This is a genomic window from Burkholderia contaminans (genome assembly GCF_029633825.1).
Taxonomy (GTDB): domain Bacteria; phylum Pseudomonadota; class Gammaproteobacteria; order Burkholderiales; family Burkholderiaceae; genus Burkholderia; species Burkholderia contaminans.
The window spans coordinates 1,829,376-1,850,614 of record NZ_CP090641.1; the positions used below are offsets into that span (position 1 = coordinate 1,829,376).

Genomic DNA, 21,239 nt, shown 5'->3' on the forward strand with positions numbered 1-21,239 from the left:
CATCCTCCTTATTTTCCCTTGACCATCGAATTGAGCAGGCGGCTCAGCATGCCGACGAACACGAGCGGCGGCAGCGCGAGCAATACCGTCGACGCGTTGATCACGCCCCACGGCACTTCCTGGCCGAGCGACGTGAACGCGGACGCGACCACCGGCAGCGTCGCGCTGCGCGACGACGTGAGCGCGAGCGCGATCATCAATTCGTTCCACACCAACACGAAGCTGAACACGATGCCGCCGAGCAGCGTGCTCGCGCACACCGGCAGCGCGATGTGCCAGAACACCGCGTACGGGCCGTAGCCGTCGAGCGCGGCGGCTTCCTCGATCTCGCGCGGCAGCCGGCGGAACACGGGGATCGACAGCCACGTGATGGTCGACAGCGTGACGAGCAGGTACGTGACGATCATCGACAGCTTCGTGTCGTACAGCCCGAGATCGACCCAGATCGCGATCAACGGCAGCGCGACCGCGACCGGCGGCAGGAAGCGCAGCGACAGCAGGAAGAACTGGATGTCGCGCTTGCCGCGTATCGGGTAACGCGCGATCGCATACGCGGCCGGCACGCCGAGCACCGCACCGATCAGCACGGCCGCGCCGACGATCGCGATGCTGTTGCCGAGCCCGATCACCACCTCGGGGCTCGACAGTACCTGCTCGTAGTTCGCGAGCGTCGGCGTGAAGATGAAGCGCGGCACGGGCGTGACGATGTCGAGCAGGTGCTTGAGCGAATTGAGCACGGCCCAGAACAGCGGGAACGCGGCGACGAGCAGGATCGCGCCGGCGATCGCGACGGTGGACAGGTTCGAAACGGTCGCGGCGGGGCCGCGGCGGGCCATCAGTCGTCCCATTTGTTGACCCTCTTCCAGATGAGCGTGAAGACGAGCGTGGTCGCGACCATCATCAGCACGGCCATGCCGGACGCATAGGACACCTTGCCGGCGAGGCCGATGCCCTGCTGGTACGCGTACAGGTCGAGCGTTTCGGTCGCGATGCCGGGGCCGCCCTTGGTCATCACGTAGATCAGGTCGAACGAGCGCAGCGACTCGACCATCTTGATGAACACGAGGCTCACGAGCGGCGCCTTCAGCATCGGCAGTGCGATGTACGCATGCACCTGCCACGTCGTCGCGTAGTCGAGCCGCGCGGCTTCGAGCGGTTCGGGCGGCAGCGTCTCCAGCAGCTTCAGGATCACGACCGCGAAGAACAGCCCCCATTGCCACACGTCGACCAGCGCGACCGCATACAGCGCGAGATGCGGATCGGCGAGGAACGCGGTGTTCTCGATGCCGAGCGTGCCGAGCAGCCAGCTCAGGATGCCGGTGAGCGGCGCGTACATGAACTTCCAGATGAACGCGGCCGATACGCGCGGCAGCAGCACCGGCATGATCAGCACCAACGATGCAAAACGGCGCCAGCGGCCATGCACGCGCTCGAACAGGAACACGGCCAGCGCGATCCCGACGAGCACCGCACCGGCCACCGTGACGACTTCCCACAGCACCGACACCTCGATCGCGTTCAGGAAACGACGGTCCGACGCGAGCCGGATGAAGTTGCGCAGGCCGACGTATTCGCTGTCCGGATAGCGCAGCACGCGGTTGCGCAGCGCGAGGTTGATCGCGGCGACCGTTGGGACAAGGCTCAGGACCGCGAGCAGTGCGAGCGTCGGCGCGAGGAATACCCACGGCAGGCTCGTGCGGTCGCGGCGCGCGCGGCCGCGCCGGGCCGACGTTGCGGGAGAGGCCGGACGGACGCCGAGCGCGCGTCCGTCGGCACCGTCATTTGCGAGCGCCATGTTCGAGCGCGTCCTTCGCGTACTGGTCTGCATCGTCGAGCGTGCCGCGGATATCCGTCTGCGTGCCGGTGAACACCTGCTCGAGCGCGATGCCGAGGTTGTCGCCGATATCCGGCCACTGCGGCGTGCGCCAGATCGTCACCTGCGTGACCGGGTTCGTGTCGTTCAGCCCAGCCTGGATCTGCGGCGCGACGTGCTGCTTGAAGTACGGGCTCGCGATCGTGCTCGACCGGTTGTAGTCGCTGAACACGCCGTTGCGCAACCGCGCCTGCTCCTGGTCCTTGCTGGTCGCCCACGCGATGAAGCGGCCGGCGGCCGTCCGCGTGCAGTCGTCCTTCGCGCCGACCGCCGAGATCGCGAAGCCGTGGCCGTAGGCGGCCGACGGCAGCGGCGCGGGCGGGCGCGTGTAGCCGACCTTGCCGGCCACGCTCGACTTGCTCGCATCCTCCATCCAGTCCGCGAACGGCGTCGATTCGATCATGAACGCGACCTTGCCCGAACGGAACGCTTCGAGCGCGTTGCTCCAGTCGTAGGTCGCCGAGCCCGGCGGCGCGTACTTGAACAGGTCGCTGTAGAGCTGCGTGGCTTTCACCGCGGCCGGCGAGTTGAACGCGGGCTGGTCGCCCTTGTCGGTCCAGGCGCCGCCCATGCCGAGCATGAACGGCGACCAGCGCCACACGTTCATCCCCGAGCCGCGCTGGCCGCGTGCGACCCAGCCGTACAGCTTCGGCGGCGCGTTGAGCTTCTTGATCGCGGCGACGAGCTGGTCGAGCGTCTTCGGCACCGGGATGTGCGCGGCGTCGAGCAGGTCGCGGCGATAGAACAGGAAGTCGCCGCCGCCGATCAGCGGCGCGAAGTACGCGACACCGTTGTAGCTCGCGACCGCGCGGCGGCCGGGCAGGAAGTCGTCATAGTCGTATTCCTTCGGGTAGTACTTGAGGAGCGGCACGATCCAGTTGGCCGACGCGAATTCGGCGACGTTCGCCTCGTCGACGTAGTAGATCTGGTACGAGCCTGCGCCGGTCGACGCGTCGAGCCGCGATTTCGCGCGGCGGTCGTTTTCGCCGAAATAGCTGATCTCGACCTTGGTGCCGCTCTTCTTCTCGTAGTCGGCCAGCGACTTCTCCATGACCGACAGGCCGAGACTCTTCTGCGCGAGCACCCGAAGGGTCGGCACCTTGCAGACCTGCGCGGCCGCGACGCCCGGCAGACAGGCGCCGAGCAGCACGCCGGCTGCGACGATTCGCATCTTGTTCACCCGTGTCTCCTTGATTCTGCTTGTTCGAATGCCGTCGATGACGGCAGGAACAATGGTGTGACGGGGGCGATGCGATCACCACATCAAAAGAAAACGCCAACCGATACTTTTTGCTCAGGGTGGGTCGTGCGGTGCACAAAATGTGGTGGTGGGGCGTCCGGACGGCGGGAGAGGGCAGGGCAGTACGTTTTATCCGCGTGCCGGCCCGTGCAGCGTGTCGAGCGCGATCCGGTACACCCGCAGCGCGTTGTCATGCCAGATCGCGCGGCGCTCGGCGTCATCGAGTTGGGTCATCGCGCGAGCGAACGTACGCAGCAGCGCCGGATACGACACGCGCAGCCCGGCCACCGGAAAGTTGCTGGCGAACAGGCAGCGCTGCGCGCCGAAGATCGCGATCGTGTCGCGGATGATTCGTGCGTTGTCCGCTTCGTTCCACGCTGCATCGCGCAAGCCGAGTTCGGAGATCTTCACGACCACGCGCGGCGATGCGGCAAGCGCCTCCATGCCGCGCCGCCAATGTGCGAGCCCCGCATCCGAGCGATCCCACGGCAGCCCCGCATGTTCGAGCACGACGTCGACATCCGGTGCATCGGCGAGCATCGAAGCCGCCTCGCCGAGATGCCAGAACGGCACGCGCAGATCCCAGCTCAGGCCATGCGCGGCGAGGCGTGCCAGCGCGGCCGGCCAGCGCGGATCGCGCAGCGTGCCCGGCCCGTCGACGGACGCATCCGGCGCAGCCGCAGTGCGCGGCTTGAAGCGCACGCCGCGCACGCGTGGCCACGCGGCCTGCTCGGCAAGCCGCTCGTCCGCATCACTCGCGAGCAGGTCGACCCACGCGACGACCGCCGACGGCAACCCGTGCGACGCCGCGACCTCGTGCAGCCAGCGCGTTTCCGCCAGCGCCTCGTCGCGCGCCCGTTCGGCCTCGACGTGCACGCTCGCGACGATCGGCACACCCTGCGCCGCGTGCCGGAGATCGTCCACCCCGAAATCGCGGCACAGCGCCGCGTAGTCGCCGAACATGAAGCGCGCCGGATCGTAGCCCTCCTGCAGCCACGGATAGTGCGCGCCTGCATCGAGCCGCCACAGGTGGTGATGCGCATCGACGAGCGCATCCGGCATGCCGTCGAGCGGCGGCGCGTCGCGCATGTCAGCGTGCCCCGGCGAGCACGTACGACGCATCGGGCTCGCGCAGCGTCGCCAACGCACCGACGAAACGCCACGTATCGAGATCGAGCTCGCGCACGTAGTCGTCCTGGAACGACACGTATGCGGCGCGCCGCGACGGATGGAACGACAGCGCGGTCGGGTTCGCGGGCAGTGCGATGCGTTCGATCTCCTCGAGCTGTCGCGCATCGAACACGGAGATCGACTGCTCGCCCGAGTTGGTCAGCAGCAGCAGGTCGCGGCCGTCGGGTGCGCTCGTGCGGTAGATGCGGTTCGGATCGCTGCGCGTCTTCACGCGGCGCCCGCAGGTCATCGTTTCGGTGTCGATCTCGACCAGCGTGTCGTCGCCGCGATTCGCGACGAACAGCGTGCGCTCGTCGCTCGACAGCGCGTTGCCTTCGGGGCGCGGGCCGGGCATCACCGCGCGCGGCGCGACCGTCGCGTCGCGCGGTTGGAATTGCGTGACCGTATTCGACAGCAGGTGCACGCCGTACGCACGGGTTGCATCGCGCGTGAGCGTGACGAGGTGCGTCTTCACGCCGCCGGACGGCACGGCCATGTTCGGCACGGGCTGCTTGGTCGGCTCGTCGAACACGAGCAGCATGTCGTGCGCTTCGCTCATCGCGTACAGCCGGCCGTCGCGGTCGCTCGCCATCCCGTGCGGCCGGTAGTACGGCCACAGGTCGAGCATGCGCGTGTGCGTGCGTTCGACGAGATCGATTTCGGCGATCCGGTGATCGCCTTCATGGCCGCGCGACCACGCGGTCTCGATCCCGAAGATGCCGACGTACGCGAAGCGCTCGTTCACGTCGACGGTGAACTCGTGCGGGAAGTTCGGCAGCACGATGTGCTTGAGCGCGGTTTTCGTGTCGAGGTCGTAGAAGCTGAAAGTGTGGGCGCATTTCTGCACCAGCAACAGGATGTCGTTCATGGGGGTGTCTCCGTCAATGCGTCAGCAAGCCTGCGTATTCGTGTATCCGGTGTCAGTCCTCGCAGCGTTTCGGCAGCGTCAGCGCGAGCAGGCCGGCCACCGCGAGCGTGATCGCGAGGCTGTACACGCCGGCCGCCGCGCTCACGTGCTGGGTCAGCACGCCGACCGCATACGGGCCGCAGAAGCCGCCGAGATTGCCGAGCGCGTTGATCAGGCCGCGCGCGCTGCCGGCCGTCTCGACGCTGCAGAGCTTCGGCGGAATCGCCCAGAACACGCCGGCCGCCGCCTGCAGGAAGAAGCCGCAGCCGATCAGGAACGCGAACGATACGGCCATCGACGCATGCGTGAGCACCGACAGCGCGAGGCACGCGGCGAAGCCGACGAGCGGCAGCAGCACGAACAGTCGGCGCTTGCCGGTTCGGTCAGACAGATACGACGTGACGAACATGCCGATCACCATCGCGACATACGGGAGCATCGCGAGCAGGCCGATCTTGCCCATCCCGGTGTGCGTGAGGTTTTTCAGCAGGGTGGGCAACCACATCGTATAGCCGTAGATGCCGACCTGATAGCAGAAGTTGATGGCGATCAGCAGCCAGATCGTCGGGTTGCGCAGCAGCTCGCCGAAGGACGCGGCTGCCGGCGTGCCGGCCGCGCGCTTGCGCTCCTGTTCTTCGCGCAGCGCGTCGAGGATGTAGGCCTTCTCGCGCGGCGACACCCAGCGCGCGGTCTCCGGGCCGTCGTCGGCGAACATCAGCCACACGACGAGGCACAGCAGCGACAGCGCGCCCGCGCTGAAGAACAGGTGATGCCAGTCGTACGCGGCGAGGATGAAGCCGGACAGCGGCGCGGTGATCATGCCGGCGAGCGGCACGAACATGATGACCATCGCATTCGCACGGCCGCGTTCGCGGTCGGGAAACCAGTGGCTGACCATCGTCAGCACGACGGGCAGCATCCCGCCTTCGGCCACGCCGAGCAGGAAGCGCAGCGTCAGCAGTTGCCACGTATGGGTGACGAGCCCGGTCAGCACCGACAGCACGGCCCAGCTCACGAGCGACCACGCGATGAAGGTCTTGCCGCTGCCGAGCGCGGCGCGCCGGCCGCCTGGAATCTGCAGGAACAGGTAGCCGAAGAAGAAGATGCCGCCGGCGAGGCCGGCCATCGTCGCGTCCATGCCGAGATCGGCGTTCATTCCGCCAGGCATCGCGAACGCGATGTTCACGCGGTCCATGTACGAAATGATGCAGGCGAGCAGCAGCGGCGGAATCACGCGCAGCCAGCGGCGGCGCGGAATGGCTTCGCCGGCTTCGTAGGCCGGGGTGGCCGGGTTCAACAGGGTCATGGTGTCTCCAGTCTTGGTGGTGGGCGGCGGCGGTCTTCTGATGGACCGCTGTCACGCCGTGACGCGCCGATGTCGTACCGGCCGCCGATGCGCAACGCCCTGAGGCGTTGCACGGGTGAACCGATGTCGGGTGCCTCGCGCCTAGCGCCCCCAGCGCAGTACGAGCGGATCGAGCCGCCGCGCCGCGTCGAGCAAGCCGGCGCGCACCTGTGGATGCAGCTCGGGCCACGGCGCGCGCGGTGCGTCGCACGCGATCACGCCGCCTTCGCGCATCAGCGCCTTCGCGGTCAGGAAGCCCGACTGGCGGTTCTCGTAGTTGATCAACGGCAGCCAGCGCGCATACTGCTCGACGGCTTCGTCGCGCCGGCCGGCGAAATACGCGTCGGTGATTCGGCGAATTCCGTCCGGATAGCCGCCGCCCGTCATCGCGCCGGTCGCGCCGGCATCGAGATCGGCGAGCAGCGTGATGCCCTCCTCGCCGTCCCACGGCCCCTCGATCGCATCGCCGCCGAGCGCGATCAGCTCGCGCAGCTTCGACGCGGCGCCGGCCGTCTCGATCTTGAAGTACGACACCGCGTCGATCTCGCGCGCGAGCGACGCGAGGAACGGCGCGGGCAGCGCGACGCCACTGGCGGGCGCGTCCTGGATCATCAGCGGAATGTCGAGGCCGTCGGCAGCTTCGCGGAAGAACGCGCGCACCTGTGCCTCCGGCACGCGGAACGTCGCGCCGTGATACGGCGGCATCACCATCACCATCGCCGCGCCGAGTGCCTGCGCGCGCCGGTTGCGTTCCGCGCAGATGCGCGCGCTGAAGTGCGACGTCGTGACGATCACCGGCACGCGGCCCGCGACGTGTTCGAGCGTGACGCGCGTGATCAGGTCGCGTTCGTCGTCGCCGAGCGCGAACTGCTCGGAGTAGTTCGCGTGGATGCAGAGGCCCTGCGAGCCGGCATCGATCATGAATTCGAGGCAGCGGCGCTGGCCGTCGAGATCGAGTGCGCCGTGCGCGTCGAAAATCGTCGGCACAACCGGAAAGACGCCCTGGTAGCGTGCGTTCATGGCGGCCCTCACTCGACGATGTCGAACTGGTCGAGGAATTCGGTCTTCAGCGTGAGACCGAGGCCCGGCACGTCGTCGCGCAGTTGCACGAAGCCGTTCTCGGCCACTGGCTCGCCGTCGAAGATGTAATAGAACAGCTCGTTGCCGACTTCGACGTCGAACATCGGGAAGTACTCGCTCATCGGCGACGCGAGCGTGCTCATCGTCAGGTGATAGTTGTGCATCTGGCCCGCATGCGGAATCACTGGCACGCTGTACGCCTCGCACAGCGCGTTGATCTTGTGCGCCATCGTGATCCCGCCGACGCGGTTCGTGTCGTACTGGACGACCGACACGGACTTGCGGTCCAGCAGCTGCTTGAAGCCGTACAGCGAGAACTCGTGCTCGCCGCCGGAGATCGGAATGCGCGTGAGCTGGTTCAGCTCCGCGTAGCCGTCGATGTCGTCGGCGATCACCGGTTCTTCCAGCCAGCGCGGCTGGTATTTCTCGAGCTTCGGCAGGATGCGCTTCGCGTATTCGAGGTTCCAGCCCATGTAGCACTCGAGCATCAGGTCGTTGTCGTAGCCGATCACCTCGCGGATCGCCGCGACCGACTTCAGGTTCTCCACCACGCCCTGCTGTCCGTGCGCGGGCCCGTAGCCGAAGCGCATCTTGAACGCGCGGAAGCCTTCCTTCAGGTAGCGCTGCGCTTCGTCCTGCATCTCCTTCAGGTCGGTGCGATAGAGCTTCGAGTAGTAGCAGGGGATCTTTTCCTTGGTGCGGCCGCCGAGCAGCTTGAACACGGGCTTGCCGACGCTCTTGCCGAGGATGTCCCAGATCGCGATGTCGACCGCCGAGATCGCCGCCATGCCGATGCCCTTGCGGCCCCACGCGTGGGTCGCGCGATACATCCGCTGGTTCAGGTATTCGTAGTCCCACGGATCCTGGCCGATCACGAGCGGCGCGAGGTACTGGTCGATGATCACCTTCGCGACATGCGGCGCGAGCGCGACGTTGCCGAGGCCGACGATGCCGTCGTCGGTCTCGACTTCGACGACCGTCCACGCATGGAAGCGGAACGTGCTCATCGTTTCCTGCGGCGCATACAGCAGGTCCATCGCGTTCGAGCAGAAGTTGCCCTGGGGCGGGACGGTCTTGCCTTTCCACTGGAATACGCGGGCGCGGACGGAACGGATCTTCATCGGGTGTCTCCGGAGTTCGGTGTGATGTTTTGGTGTTGAAACGCGGGCGGCCGGCGGGGCCGTCGGGTCAGGCGGAAACGGGCTGCGTACGGCGCGCGGCGCCCATCCGGCACGCGATCTGCAGCGCCTGCCAGGTCGCGCCGACGTCGGCCGTGCCGCGGCCCGCGATGTCGTACGCGGTGCCGTGCGCGGGCGTCGTGATCGGCACGGGCAGCCCGCCCTGCACGGTCACGCCGCGCGAGAAGCCGAGCAGCTTGATCGCGATCTGCCCCTGGTCGTGGTACATCGTGACGATCGCCTGGTAGTCGCCGGCCTGCGCCTTCAGGAAGATCGTGTCGGCGGGGAACGGGCCGTGGAACGGCGCGTCGGTCGGCCAGTCGCGCGACTGCAGCCGGTGCACGGCCGGCTCGATGATGTCGACTTCCTCGCGGCCGCAGCTGCCGCCGTCGCCGCCGTGCGGGTTGAAGGCGGCGATCGCCACCTTCGGCACGGCGACACCGTTCGCGAGCAGCGACCGGTAGATCAGTTCGGATGCCTGTTCGATCCGCTCGACGCTCAGGTAGCCCGGCGCATCCTTCAGCGGAATGTGCGACGAGATGCGCGCGGTCCACAGCTCGCCGAGCGTGTTGAATTCGCAGAAGTAGCCGGTCACGCCGAGCGCCTCGGCGAAGTGGTGCAGCTCGTCCTCGTGCTTCAGCCCGCCGAGCTTCATCGCGTACTTGTTGAGCGGTGCGAAGCAGATCGCGTCGACGTCGCCCGCCAGTGCCGCGTCGAGGCACAGGTCGAGCACGGTCAGCGTCGAGCGGCCGCCGGCCGCGCCGGGCTGCCCGACCGTGACGTCGGCCGGATCGATCGTGTCGAGGGCGACGAACGCGGGGCGTTCGGTCGACGGCCGGCCGCGCGCGGCGGCGAGCGACGCGACGGGTTCGACGTCGACCGTCACGCCCGCGACGCGCTGGCCGGCTTCCCACAGCCAGCGATCGCCGATCAGCACGAGGTTCGCGCGGGAAGTTGCGTCGGGGCGGGCGAGCAGTTTCGCGATCAGCTCGGCGCCGATGCCGGCGGGGTCGCCGAGCGTCAGCGCGACGACGGGCAGGGCGGCGGCGGGCGAGGGGGTGTTCATGGGTGTCTCCGGTGGCGGCGCGTGGCCGTTTGTCTATGGGGTTCATGCTAGGTAGACGGAATGAGTCGGTAAATTGAAAACTCTTGATGAATCGATAACCTGGAGTAATCAAAGATGGGCTCGATCGACCGACGAGACTCGACGCCGCAATTGCTGAACCGGCTACGCATGCGGCAGATCGCGCTGCTGCTGGCCGTGGACGAATGCTCGACGCTGCGCGCGGCAGCCGACCAGATGGGCCTCACGCAGCCGGCCGCGACGAAGATGCTGGCCGAGCTGGAGAGCGCACTCGGGCAGCGGCTGTTCGATCGCGTCGGGCGCGGGCTCGTGCTGAATCCGGCCGGCGAGCGCGTGCTCGGCTATTTCCGCGGGATTCGCGGCAGTGTCGAGGCGCTGAACCGCGAGCTCGGCGAGTTGCAGCTCGGCAGCGCGGGGCGGCTCGCGATCGGCAGCATCATGGCGGCGTCGCCGGGGCGGCTCACCGAGGCGCTGGTGCAGTTGAAGGCGCGTTATCCGCTGCTGGCGATCGACATAGCGGTGGATACGAGCGACCGGCTGATGCCGCAGCTTCTTGACGGGGTGCTGGAAGTGGTGATCGGGCGCCACGTCGGGACCGATTGCGACTTCCGCGTGGTGGACGACGAAGCGCTCGCGATCATCGCGGGCCGTGACCATCCGCTCGCGGGCGCGGGGCCCGTGGCGTTCGACGCGCTGCTCGATTACACGTGGATCCTGCAGCCGGCCGGCAGCCCGGCGCGCGAGGTCGTCGAGCGCGAGTTCAACGCGCGGCACCAGCCGATGCCGCGCGGGCTGGTCGAAACCGGGTCGATCCTGACCACGATGAACCTCGTCGACCGTTCGCCGATGCTCGGCGTGATTCCGCTGACGGTGGCGCAGCGCAATGCGGAGCACGGGCTCGTCGCGATCATCGATTACACGCTCGAACAGAAGCTGCCGTCGTACGGCAGCCTCGTGCGGCGCGACCGGCCGCTGAGCATCCCCGCGCAGCAGTTTCTTGCGCTGTTTCATCGAGAAGGAGCCGGGGATGATGACGGCGCTTGATGACGCGGTTTGCCAGCCGAGGCGGCCGAGCCAGCCACGCCGGCCGCGCTGGCCGAATCAGCCACGGTGGCCGAATCTGCCGAGCCGGCCGAATCAGCCCAGCCGGCCAAATCGGCCGAAACAGCCGAGCAGACCGAGCCAGCCGAGCCAGCCGAGTCAGCCGAGTCAGCCGGAGCAGCAGGAGCAGCAGGAGCAGCAGGAGCAGCAGGAGCAGCAGGAGCAGCAGGAACGCCCGAGCGAGCCGGAACAGCCGAAACAGGCAAGCTAACCGAGCCAACCGAGCAAGCCGAGCAAGCCGAGCAAGCCGAGCAAGCCGAGCAAGCCGCGTCGGTCATGCACCACCATCGCGGACCGCAGTGAAGCGCAATCGTGCCGCTGGCGAGACGGAAAAAGTCAGGCGAACCCGAAGCGAACGGCCTCAGTGCACCGACGGCGCCGCAGGCGCGTCGGCGAGCGCCGGCATCGACGCCGACAGCGTGCGATCCGGGCGAATCCGCAGTGCGGCGACGATGCCGATCAGCAGCATCGCGACCGAGCCGATGAACGGCACGGTCCAGCTCCCCGTGCGATCGACGAGATAGCCGAACAGGATCGGCGACAGGATCCCCGAGATCGCGGAGCCCGCGTTCATCATCCCGCTCGCGATGCCGGCGTGGGTCGGCGCGATGTCGCTCGGCACGGCCCAGATCGGCCCGATCGTCAGTTCGAGGCACAGGAACGAGCCCGACAGGCACAGCGCGACGCCGGCCGTCGAATGCACGACCGCGAGCGGCAGCAGGCACGCGAGCGCACCGACGAAACTCGCGACGATCACGCTCTGCCGCGACAGCGCGAGGTTGCCGGTCTTCCGGTAGATGCGGTCGCACAGCCAGCCGCCGAGCGTGTCGCCCACCACGCCCGCGAGGAACACGCCGGACGCGAACAGCGCGGTCGACTTCAGGTTCAGGCCCTGGCCGTTCAGGAAGAACGTCGGCAGCCACGTGAAGAACAGCCACGCGGTCCAGCCGTAGCAGAAGTAGACGAAGATGGTCGGCGCCATCCGGCGGAACAGCGGCCCCCACGGCGTCGGGCCGGCGGGCGGCGCGGGGCGGGCAGCGCGCCGCCGATCGTTGCCCGCTTCGTCGCCGAGCGGATGTTCGCGGAAGCCGACGATCCACCATGCGAGCCACGCCAGCGTGACCGCGCCGATCACGAAGAACGCCGCGCGCCACGACAGCCAGGTCATCAACGCGGCGACGATCGGCGGCGTGACCGCGTTGCCGAGCCGCGAGAACGAATGCGTGAAGCCCTGCACGACGCCGCGCCGCTCGCGCGGGAACCAGTGGGTGATCGCGCGGGCCTGGGCGGGCAGCGTCGCGCCTTCGCCGATGCCGAGCAGCAGGCGCGCGGCGAACAGCAGCCCGAGGCTGTGCACGAACCCGGTGGCGAAGGTCGACACGACCCAGATCAGCCCGCAGCCGATCAGCGTGATGCGGGCGCCGAACCGGTCGGCGATCCAGCCGCCGCCGATCTGGCAGATTGCATACGAATACGCGAACGCGGAGAATGCGACGCCAAGTTCGGTGTTCGACAGGCCGAGCTCGGCCTTGATCGCGCCGGCCGCGGTCGCGAGGTTGACGCGGTCGACGTAGAGGATGAACGAAAGCGCGCACAGCAGCCACAGCGTGTGGCGCCGTTGACGGTGGTCGTTAGGCATGTGTCTCACTCCATTCTCGTGCGCGGCGTGGCAAGGACGCCGCGTTCACTGGCCGGGCCAGCATCGCGCGGCGGCGGAGACACTGTCCAATGAATCTTTGGGATCAATCGATAACCCCAGGTATTCATTCCCGTTTCAGCGGCATCATCAGCATCGGTCGTACCCGACGCAATGGAACACCACAGGTGAAGAATTGACCGACGACGAAGAACTTTCACTCCGCCGCGAGAGCCGCTTCTGGGAGCTGCCGCCGGTGAAATGGTGGATCCGTGGGCATGGCCGCGACGGCTATTCGTTCCGTCTGCTGCTGTGGCCGCCGGTGATCGTGTTCGTGCTCGAATTCGTCTGCGTGCTGTTCGACGCGTTGTACACCGGCATCGGCGTCAGCGCCGTCGCGACGCTGTTCCTCGGCTTTGCCGGGTACTACGGCGCGCAGCGCGAGTGGCTGGTGCCCGCCGCGACCACGCGCGCGCTCGTGAAGGCACGCATGAAGAAGGCGTCCGAACGGTTCTCGTCGCTCGGCGTGGGCGCGACCGTGCTCGCGATGTTCGTCGCGGCGACCTCGCTGTCGCTCGTGATGTCGGGTCAGCCGGTGCTGGACACTGCGTCGAAGGACGCGGTGTCGATCTTCATCGCGCTGGTGTTCCTGCCGGTGTACGTGTCCGGCGCGGTGCGCAAGCTGGCGATCGCGCGGGTCGAGGAACTGGAGGCGCTGCGCAACGCGACCGTCGGCACCCGCCTGAAATTCGACCGCGCCGGCGCGGTGCGCGCGGTCGTCGTGCAGGGCGCGGCGGGGAAAGGAACCGTGTCCGTGCGGGAGTACACGGTGCTCGGGTTCAACCCGCCGCTCGAACAGGTCGGGCGCGAACCGGGCGCGTGACGGTTGAAGGTGACGTAAAGGCGTCGAGAATCCGGCGTCTCAAGCCGGAAAGCGCGCGTTGTCCGGCGCCGGCACGAGGTTGTCGGGCCACTGCACTTCGAACCGCGTGCCACCCGCACCGGTCGGTACGCAGACGGCTTCGCCGTGGTGCGCATGGGCGATCGCCGCGACGACGGCGAGCCCGAGGCCGCTGCCGCCGGGCTGCGACTCGTCGACGCGACGGAAGGCCTTGAACACGTGCGGCGCGAAATCGGCCGGGATGCCGGGGCCGTCGTCTTCGACGCGCAGCCGGCACATGCCTGCTTCGATGCGCGTCTGGATCCGGATCGTGCCGGGCACCGCATGGCGGCGTGCGTTTTCCAGCAGCGCGAGCAGCGCCTGACGGACGCGCACCGGGTCGCAGCGCATGCGCCGCGGGTCGAGATCGAGCACCGGGTGCTGGCCGGCGGCCTGCAGCGCATGCGCGAACACGTCGACCACGGCGCGCACGTCGGCGGCAAGGTCGGCGTCGCGGATCTCGATGCTCAGATGGCCGCCATCCGCGAGGCTGACCACGCGCAGATCCTCGATCAGCCGTGTCAGCCCTTCGACCTGCGTGAGCAGGCTGCGGAACTGCGCTTCGTCGGGCTTGAACACGCCTTCGGCGAGCCCCTGCAGGCGCCCGCGCAGTACCGTGACGGGCGTGCGCAGTTCGTGCGCGATCGCGGCGTTCCAGATTGCCTGTTCGTTGGTCACGCGCTGCAGCTCGTCGGCGAGTGCGTTGAATTGGTCGGCGAGCAGCGCGGCTTCATGCAGCGAGCGGTCGCCTGCCACGGCACGCGCGTCGAGATCGCCGCGCGCGACGCGGCGAATGCTGTCCGTGACCGAATTGAGGGGCACGAGGATGCGGCGCGCGAGATTGACGGCGACCGCGACCGACAGCACGAGGCCGACCGACGTGGTCGCGATCAGCCACAGCCATTCCGGTGCGGTCGGCAGCAAGTTCTTCGTGTTGAAATGCGCGGGCCAGTAGTTGAACGCGACGTAATAGAAGATGGTGGCGGTGAGCACCATCAGCAGCGTCACGCCGAATACCATCCCGGCCATCGTCAGCGCGATCTGCCGGCTCAGGCCATCGAGCTTCACGTCAACTCCAGAGCTTGTAGCCGACGCCGCGCACGCTGACGGGCACGCCCTGCACGCCGAGGTCGTCCAGCTTCTTGCGCAGCTTGCTGACGTGGCTGTCCACCGTGCGCTCCAGCGCGTCGCCTTCCGGCAGGCAGGTGGCCATCAGCTCGGCGCGGCTGAACACGCGTCGCGGCGCGCGCGCGAGCTGCGCGAGCAGCTTGAACTCGGTGAGCGTCAGCACGAGCGTGTGCCGTTCGCCGCCCGCTTCAAGCGTGGCTTCGTGGTGTTCGAGGTCGATTTCGAACGGCGCGACCCGCAGCACGCGCTGCTCTTCCTGGCGGGAGCCGGCCATCGAACGGCGCAGTACCGCCTGCGCACGCGCGACGACTTCGGCGGGATTGAACGGCTTCACCACGTAATCGTCGGCGCCGATGCGCAGGCCCGTGAGCTTGTCGATGTCCTGGTCGAGCGCGGTCAGCATGATCACGGGCGTGTCGCCGCGATGACGGATCTCGGCGAGCACCTTCCAGCCGTCGACGTGCGGCATCTGCACGTCGAGCAGCACGAGGTCGGGCTTGAGCTGCAGGTGCAGTTCCAGCGCGCGGCGGCCGTCGGCCGCGTGCACGGTGCGCAGGCCGCCGCGCGCGAGGTAGGCGGTCAGGATCTCGGCGATCTCGGGTTCGTCTTCGGCGACGAGGACGAGCGCCTGGGCGTCCTGGCCGGCGCTGGAAGGGGGCGTGAGATCAGGCTGGGCCATACGTGTGAGAGTCCATCGGGGTTTCCATCGAGTCGCCATACTACCGCATGGGAAACGCCGTCGAGCAGAGGTCGGGCGGCGGTCATCGCGTGTCGAGCGCGGTGGGCAACGGCGGGCGCGGAGGCTGGGTGCAAGCGGGCTGCGGTGCGTTCCGGAAGCGTAATGCCTGAGGAATGCCGTTCGCCCTAAAATCGGGTTTCCTGTCTCCAGCGGCCATCCGATGCTGATGCTCACCCTTCACCCGCTTTCCGGCGAGTCGGCCAGCGACCGTGCCGACGTCTGGCGTGTCTTCACCGAAGCGCCTTCGTACGCGCAATGCGTCGAAGGCCGTTTGCCGACGGAGGCAGACGTCGACGATTTTTTCGATGGCAAGCCTGCCGCCAAGGCGGCGGCCGACAAATCGGTGTTCGGGTTGTGCGTCGACCAGCACATGATCGGCTGCGCGGATGTCATCCGGGCCTATCCGGACGACGACTGCCTGTGGATCGGTCTGCTGTTGCTCTCGGAAGCGCATCAGCGGCGCGGTTACGGCAAGGCCGCGTTGGGGTTGCTCCTCGACATGGGGAGGAAGTGGGGCTACCGCGTCGCGCAACTGGCCGTCATCTCGACCAATCCTCGCGCCCAGGCCTTCTGGCAGCGCGAAGGCTTCGACGAGATTCGTCGCACAGTGAATCCGAGGTTTTCCGGCGACGTGATCGTCATGCAGCGCACGATCCGGTAGCACACCGCTTCCCGATCCGTAGAAACGGAAGCCGCCGCAACTCACCTGTGAATAGTCGAAATACTGCGCGACACCGTGCCTTCATGCCCGGGAATCGACTGCCGGCCATCCCGGCACGAGGATGGGCACGTTCCGGTATGGCCGGCAGCGATTGTTTCATACGGGCCTCTGCGTGCCCGGCTGGCGCGCTGTTGCCTCAGATCTGACCCATCAGCACCAGTATCACGACGATGACGACGACCAGCCCGACGGTGCTCGAGGGCCAATAGCCCCAACTTCGGCTGTGGGGCCATGCAGGAAATGCACCGATGAGTATAAGAATCAGAATGATGATAAGGATCGTACCGAGCATCGCACCCCTCCTGGAATGGATTGGACTTCGCGGTTCTCCCGCCGAGAGCGATGGGAGCAATGCTCGTGCCGCGATGGCGCGCGCCGAGAAACGGCAAGGCCCGGAGCGGGGTGGATTCACGAAGTGAATACCCCGGGATTCAGAAAATAAAGTTTAAAAATGCGTCCTCGCCCCCTATGCTGAATCCTTCTGATCTGGCGGGCATGCGATGGCTGAACTTTTTCTGGTACGGCACGGGCAGGCGTCCTTCGGCACGGACGACTACGACCGATTGTCCGCGGCGGGCAAGCAGCAGGGCGTCTGGCTCGGCGAATACTTCGCGCAGCAAGCGCTCACATTCGACCGCGTGATCTGCGGCACGCTGAACCGCCACGCGCAGACGGTCGACGCGATCCTGTGCGGGATGGGCCGCGAAGGCGCGCCGGTCGACCGTCACCCGGGCCTGAACGAATACGACTTCCACGGGCTGTTCGCGGCCGCCGCGCACGACTACCCCGACATCGCCCGCCTCGCGGCCGGCTCGATGAAGGAGCATTTCCGCGCGCTCCGGCAGGTGCTGCAGCTCTGGTCGGAAGACAAGCTCGGCGATGCGGCGCCCGAGACCTGGGCGCACTTCCAGCAGCGCGTGGCCGAGGCCCGCGCGGCGATCCGCCACGGCGGCGGCCAGCGCGTGCTGGCGGTGAGCTCCGGCGGCCCGATCGCGGTCACCGTGCAGCAGGTGCTGGTCGCCCCGCCGTCGAGCGCAATCGCGCTGAACCTGCAGATCCGCAACAGCAGTCTTTCGCAGTTTTTCTTCAACGCCGATGCATTCCACCTCGCGTCGTTCAACGGCATCCCGCATCTGGAGGATCCCGAACGACACGCGCTGCGAACCTACGGCTGACCCACGAACGATCGCGACGATGACGAACCCTACCCAGCAACTCGACGTAGCCCGCCTCACGCGCTATCTGGAAGCGCACGTGCCGGGCTTCGAAGGCCCGGTCGACATGGAGAAGTTTGCCGGCGGCCAGTCGAATCCGACTTTCCTGCTGCACGCGAAGAGCGGCCGCTACGTGCTGCGCCGCCAGCCGCCGGGCGAACTGCTGAAGTCCGCCCATGCGGTCGACCGCGAATTCCGCGTGCTCACCGCGCTGTCGGGCACCGCGGTGCCGGTCGCGCGTCCGTATCACCTCTGCGAAGACCGCGACGTGATCGGCAGCATGTTCTACGTGATGAGCTACGAAGACGGCCGGATCTTCTGGGACCCGGCGCTGCCCGAATTGCCGAAGGCCGACCGCGCCGCATGCTACGACGCGTTGCTGCAGACGATGGCCGCGTTGCACGACGTCGATGTCGAGGCAGTGGGCCTCGCCGACTACGGCCGCCCCGGCAATTACTTCGAGCGTCAGATCGGCGTGTGGACGAAGCAGTACCGCGCGGCGGAAACCGAGCGCCTCGACGCGATGGAAACGCTGATCGACTGGCTGCCGAAGGCGTGCCCGGAGGACACGGGCCGGCCGACGCTGGTGCATGGCGATTTCCGGATCGACAACCTGATGTTCGCGCGCGACAGCTATCGCGTGCAGGCCGTGCTCGACTGGGAACTGTCGACGCTCGGCAACCCGCTCGCCGATCTCGCGTATCTCTGCATGTGCCTGCGGCTGCCGTCCGGCGGGCAGGTGCGCGGGCTCGCGGGCCAGGATCGCGCCGAACTCGGCGTGCCGGACGAAGCTGCGATCGTCGCGCGCTATTGCGAACTGCGCGGCATCGAGCCGATCCGCGACTGGCACTTCTATCTCGCGTTCAGTTTCTTCCGGCTCGCATCGATCGCACAGGGCGTGAAGGCGCGCGCGCTGCAGGGCAATGCGTCGAGCGAGCAGGCGCTGCGCGTCGGCGCGATGGCCGGGCGGCTCGCCGAACTGGCCGTCGGCGTGATCGACGCGCATCGCTGAAGCCGTCGCGCAGGACAACATATCAATGGAGGAGCACAGCAACATGGCAACGAATCTGTTCGACCTGACGGGCAAGATCGCACTCGTGACGGGCGCGAGCCGCGGCATCGGCGAGGAAATCGCGAAACTGCTCGCGCAGCAGGGCGCGCACGTGATCGTGTCGAGCCGCAAGCTCGACGACTGCCAGGCCGTGGCCGACGAGATCGTCGCGGCAGGCGGCCGCGCCGAGGCGCTGGCCTGCCACGTCGGGCGTCTGGAAGACATCGCCGCGACGTTCGAGCACATCCGAGGCAAGCACGGCCGCCTCGACATCCTCGTGAACAACGCGGCCGCGAACCCGTATTTCGGGCACATCCTCGATACCGACCTCGCCGCGTACGAGAAGACGGTCGAGGTGAACATCCGCGGCTACTTCTTCATGTCGGTCGAGGCCGGCAAGCTGATGAAGGCGAACGGCGGCGGCGCGATCGTCAACACCGCATCGGTGAACGCGCTGCAGCCGGGCGACCGGCAGGGCATCTACTCGATCACGAAGGCCGCGGTCGTCAACATGACGAAGGCGTTCGCGAAGGAATGCGGGCCGCTCGGCATCCGCGTGAACGCACTGCTGCCGGGTCTCACGAAGACGAAGTTCGCGGGCGCGCTGTTCGCCGACAAAGCGATCTACGAGACCTGGATGGGGAAGATCCCGCTGCGCCGCCATGCGGAGCCGCGCGAAATGGCCGGCACCGTGCTGTATCTCGTGTCGGACGCGGCGAGCTACACGAACGGCGAATGCATCGTCGTCGACGGCGGCCTGACGATCTGAGCGCGCGATGAAGATCGACAGCTACGTAGGGCAAGCCGTGATGATCACCGGCGCCGCGAGCGGCTTCGGCGCGTTGCTCGCGAGCGAGCTGGCCGCGATGGGCGCGCGCGTCGCGCTCGGCGACCTGAACGGCGACGCGCTCGAACGCGTGGCCGCGCCGCTGCGCGCGGCCGGCGCCGACGTGATCGCGCAACGCTGCGACGTGCGCGTCGAGGCGGAGGTTGCATCGCTGGTACAGGCGGCGGCCGAGCGTTTCGGCCGGCTCGACGTCGGCATCAACAACGCGGGCATCGCACCGCCGATGAAGGCGCTGATCGACACCGACGAAGCCGATCTCGACCTGAGCTTCGCGGTGAACGCGAAGGGCGTGTTCTTCGGGATGAAGCACCAGATCCGCCAGATGCTCGCGCAGCGCTCGGGCGTGATCCTGAACGTCGCGTCGATGGCCGGGCTCGGCGGCGCGCCGAAGCTGGCGGCCTACGCGGCGTCCAAGCATGCGGTGGTCGGGCTCACGAAGACGGCGGCCATCGAATACGCGCGCCACGGCATTCGCGTGAATGCGGTGTGCCCGTTCTACAGCACGACGCCGATGGTCACCGACAGCGATATCGGCGACCGCCAGGATTTTCTTGCGCAGGGCTCGCCGATGAAGCGGCTCGGCCGGCCCGAGGAAATCGTCGCGACGATGCTGACGCTGTGCGCGAAGGAAAACACGTATCTGACCGGGCAGGCCGTCGCCGTCGACGGCGGTGTCTCGGCCTTCTGACCGAATCGAACGTACGGAATCGAGGAGTCGATCATGGACTTTGGCTACACCCCGAAAGTGGAAGAACTGCGCAGCCGCGTGCGCGCATTCATGGACGCGCACATCGTGCCGCGCATTCGCCAGTGGAACGAGGAAGTGCATGCGGGCCAGTATCCCGTGTCGTTCATGGAGGAACTGAAGGCGCGCGCGAAAGCGGAAGGGCTGTGGAACCTGTTCCTGCCGCACCTGAAGGACGACGAGCCCGGCATGGGCCTGACGAACCTCGAATACGCGCCGCTCGCCGAGATCATGGGGCGGGTGGGCTGGGCGTCGGAAGTGTTCAACTGCAACGCGCCGGACACCGGCAACATGGAACTGCTGCACATGTTCGCGACGCCCGAGCAGCGCGAACAGTGGCTGAAGCCGCTGCTGCGCGGCGAGATCCGCTCGGCGTTCGCGATGACGGAGCCGGATGTGGCGTCGTCGGACGCGACGAACATCACGACGCGCATCGAGCGCGTGGGCAACGAGTACGTGATCAACGGCCGCAAGTGGTTCATCACGAACGCCGCGCATCCGAACTGCAAGATCTTCATCGTGATGGGCAAGACCGATCCCGAGGCCGCGTCGCACCAGCAGCAGAGCATGATCCTCGTGCCGCGCGACACGCCGGGCGTGACGATCGTGCGCAACATCACGGTGGTCAATCACCACGCGCCGGAAGGGCACTGCGAGATCACGTTCGACAACGTACGTGTGCCGGCGAGCAACCTGCTCGGCGAGGAGGGCAGCGGCTTCGCGCTCGCGCAGGCCCGCCTCGGGCCGGGCCGCATCCACCACTGCATGCGTTCGATCGGCGCGGCCGAGCTCGCGCTGGAGCTGATGGTCGACCGCGCGCAGTCGCGCGTCGCGTTCGGCAAGCCGCTGAACAAGCACGGCACGGTCGGCGAATGGATTGCGCGCTCGCGCATTGAGATCGAGCAGGCGCGTCTGCTCGTGCTGAAGGCCGCATGGATGATCGACAAGGTCGGCGCGAAGGCCGCCCGCAAGGAAATCTCGATGATCAAGGCGCTGGTGCCGACCGTGTACACGGACGTGTGCGACCGCGCGATGCAGGTGTTCGGCGCGGCGGGGTTGAGCCCCGATACGCCGCTCGCCGATCACTGGACCTGGGGCCGCGCGCTGCGCTTCGCCGACGGCCCGGACGAGGTGCACCTGCAGGCGATCGCGCGCATGGAAATCAAGGACGGCGAGCCGGGTGCGACGGCCGCGTACCTGACGCCGCCGCTGCGCGGCTGAGCATCGCGCCACGATGCGC

General features: G+C 67.6%; 21 protein-coding genes. 8 read left to right on the top strand and 13 right to left on the bottom strand.

Going from position 1 to position 21,239, the window contains the following annotated elements; genetic code table 11:
* Nucleotides 1–8: 8 nt before the first annotated feature.
* From LXE91_RS25900 to LXE91_RS25940, 9 genes are all read right to left on the bottom strand, one after another.
* Complete coding sequence (locus LXE91_RS25900; RefSeq protein WP_039344381.1) at nt 9–848, bottom strand: carbohydrate ABC transporter permease; 840 nt, start codon at nt 846–848, stop codon at nt 9–11.
* Nucleotides 836–1,795 carry a carbohydrate ABC transporter permease gene (locus tag LXE91_RS25905; protein ID WP_223274435.1) on the bottom strand — a complete coding sequence of 320 codons (960 nt, stop codon included), beginning with the start codon at nt 1,793–1,795 and terminating at the stop codon, nt 836–838. The genes LXE91_RS25900 and LXE91_RS25905 overlap by 13 nt, the downstream gene beginning before the upstream one ends.
* On the bottom strand, nt 1,779–3,044 hold the full coding sequence (locus LXE91_RS25910; RefSeq protein WP_220497460.1) for an ABC transporter substrate-binding protein: 1,266 nt from the start codon (nt 3,042–3,044) through the stop codon (nt 1,779–1,781). The genes LXE91_RS25905 and LXE91_RS25910 overlap by 17 nt, the downstream gene beginning before the upstream one ends.
* Nucleotides 3,045–3,242: 198 nt before the next feature.
* Nucleotides 3,243–4,202: an amidohydrolase family protein gene (locus tag LXE91_RS25915; protein ID WP_039344375.1), complete on the bottom strand. Its 960-nt coding sequence runs from the start codon at nt 4,200–4,202 to the stop codon at nt 3,243–3,245.
* Between the two features lies 1 nt (nt 4,203).
* Nucleotides 4,204–5,151, bottom strand: coding sequence for a YncE family protein (locus tag LXE91_RS25920; protein WP_039344372.1), 948 nt, complete (start codon nt 5,149–5,151; stop codon nt 4,204–4,206).
* A gap of 52 nt (nt 5,152–5,203) precedes the next feature.
* Entirely contained in the window at nt 5,204–6,496 is a 1,293-nt protein-coding gene (locus LXE91_RS25925) for an MFS transporter (RefSeq protein WP_039344369.1), read from the bottom strand.
* Nucleotides 6,497–6,637: 141 nt separating this feature from the next.
* Entirely contained in the window at nt 6,638–7,555 is a 918-nt protein-coding gene (locus tag LXE91_RS25930) for a dihydrodipicolinate synthase family protein (protein ID WP_039344366.1), read from the bottom strand.
* Nucleotides 7,556–7,563: 8 nt separating this feature from the next.
* Nucleotides 7,564–8,736, bottom strand: coding sequence for an L-rhamnonate dehydratase (locus LXE91_RS25935; RefSeq protein WP_039344364.1), 1,173 nt, complete (start codon nt 8,734–8,736; stop codon nt 7,564–7,566).
* Nucleotides 8,737–8,803: 67 nt separating this feature from the next.
* Entirely contained in the window at nt 8,804–9,859 is a 1,056-nt protein-coding gene (locus LXE91_RS25940) for a 4-hydroxythreonine-4-phosphate dehydrogenase PdxA (RefSeq protein WP_039344361.1), read from the bottom strand.
* Nucleotides 9,860–9,973: 114 nt separating this feature from the next.
* On the opposite strand from LXE91_RS25940, the gene LXE91_RS25945 reads away from it, so the two are divergent.
* Complete coding sequence (locus LXE91_RS25945) at nt 9,974–10,921, top strand: LysR family transcriptional regulator (RefSeq protein WP_039344357.1); 948 nt, start codon at nt 9,974–9,976, stop codon at nt 10,919–10,921.
* A 418-nt stretch (nt 10,922–11,339) separates the two neighbouring features.
* Here the strand turns inward: LXE91_RS25945 and LXE91_RS25950 are convergent, their stop codons facing one another.
* A complete protein-coding gene (locus LXE91_RS25950) occupies nt 11,340–12,617 on the bottom strand; it encodes an MFS transporter (protein ID WP_039344352.1) in 1,278 nt (425 codons plus the stop codon).
* Nucleotides 12,618–12,810: 193 nt separating this feature from the next.
* Here LXE91_RS25950 and LXE91_RS25955 point away from each other — a divergent pair, with 193 nt between their 5' ends.
* Entirely contained in the window at nt 12,811–13,497 is a 687-nt protein-coding gene (locus tag LXE91_RS25955) for a hypothetical protein (protein WP_039344349.1), read from the top strand.
* A gap of 39 nt (nt 13,498–13,536) precedes the next feature.
* On the opposite strand, the gene LXE91_RS25960 is transcribed toward LXE91_RS25955, so the two are convergent.
* Both LXE91_RS25960 and LXE91_RS25965 read right to left on the bottom strand, forming a co-directional pair.
* On the bottom strand, nt 13,537–14,622 hold the full coding sequence (locus LXE91_RS25960; protein WP_039344346.1) for an ATP-binding protein: 1,086 nt from the start codon (nt 14,620–14,622) through the stop codon (nt 13,537–13,539).
* Between the two features lies 1 nt (nt 14,623).
* The gene (locus LXE91_RS25965; protein WP_039344344.1) at nt 14,624–15,361 is read right to left on the bottom strand and encodes a response regulator; all 738 of its coding nucleotides are present in this window, start codon (nt 15,359–15,361) and stop codon (nt 14,624–14,626) included.
* Between the two features lie 220 nt (nt 15,362–15,581).
* Between LXE91_RS25965 and LXE91_RS25970 the strand changes: the two genes are divergently transcribed.
* Nucleotides 15,582–16,082, top strand: a complete 501-nt coding sequence (locus LXE91_RS25970; protein ID WP_069301796.1) for a GNAT family N-acetyltransferase — start codon at nt 15,582–15,584, stop codon at nt 16,080–16,082.
* Nucleotides 16,083–16,278: 196 nt separating this feature from the next.
* Here LXE91_RS25970 and LXE91_RS25975 read toward each other — a convergent pair whose 3' ends face one another.
* On the bottom strand, nt 16,279–16,434 hold the full coding sequence (locus tag LXE91_RS25975) for a DUF3309 family protein (protein ID WP_039344341.1): 156 nt from the start codon (nt 16,432–16,434) through the stop codon (nt 16,279–16,281).
* Nucleotides 16,435–16,642: 208 nt separating this feature from the next.
* Here LXE91_RS25975 and LXE91_RS25980 point away from each other — a divergent pair, with 208 nt between their 5' ends.
* From LXE91_RS25980 to LXE91_RS26000, 5 genes are read left to right on the top strand one after another with little or no spacing between them, the layout of a single operon-like run.
* Nucleotides 16,643–17,317, top strand: coding sequence for a histidine phosphatase family protein (locus LXE91_RS25980; protein WP_039344338.1), 675 nt, complete (start codon nt 16,643–16,645; stop codon nt 17,315–17,317).
* Between the two features lie 19 nt (nt 17,318–17,336).
* Complete coding sequence (locus LXE91_RS25985) at nt 17,337–18,368, top strand: phosphotransferase (RefSeq protein WP_039344335.1); 1,032 nt, start codon at nt 17,337–17,339, stop codon at nt 18,366–18,368.
* A 43-nt stretch (nt 18,369–18,411) separates the two neighbouring features.
* Nucleotides 18,412–19,176, top strand: a complete 765-nt coding sequence (locus LXE91_RS25990; RefSeq protein WP_039344690.1) for an SDR family oxidoreductase — start codon at nt 18,412–18,414, stop codon at nt 19,174–19,176.
* A 7-nt stretch (nt 19,177–19,183) separates the two neighbouring features.
* Nucleotides 19,184–19,942, top strand: a complete 759-nt coding sequence (locus LXE91_RS25995; RefSeq protein WP_039344333.1) for an SDR family NAD(P)-dependent oxidoreductase — start codon at nt 19,184–19,186, stop codon at nt 19,940–19,942.
* Nucleotides 19,943–19,975: 33 nt separating this feature from the next.
* Complete coding sequence (locus tag LXE91_RS26000; RefSeq protein WP_039344330.1) at nt 19,976–21,220, top strand: acyl-CoA dehydrogenase family protein; 1,245 nt, start codon at nt 19,976–19,978, stop codon at nt 21,218–21,220.
* The last annotated feature ends 19 nt before the right edge of the window (nt 21,221–21,239 follow it).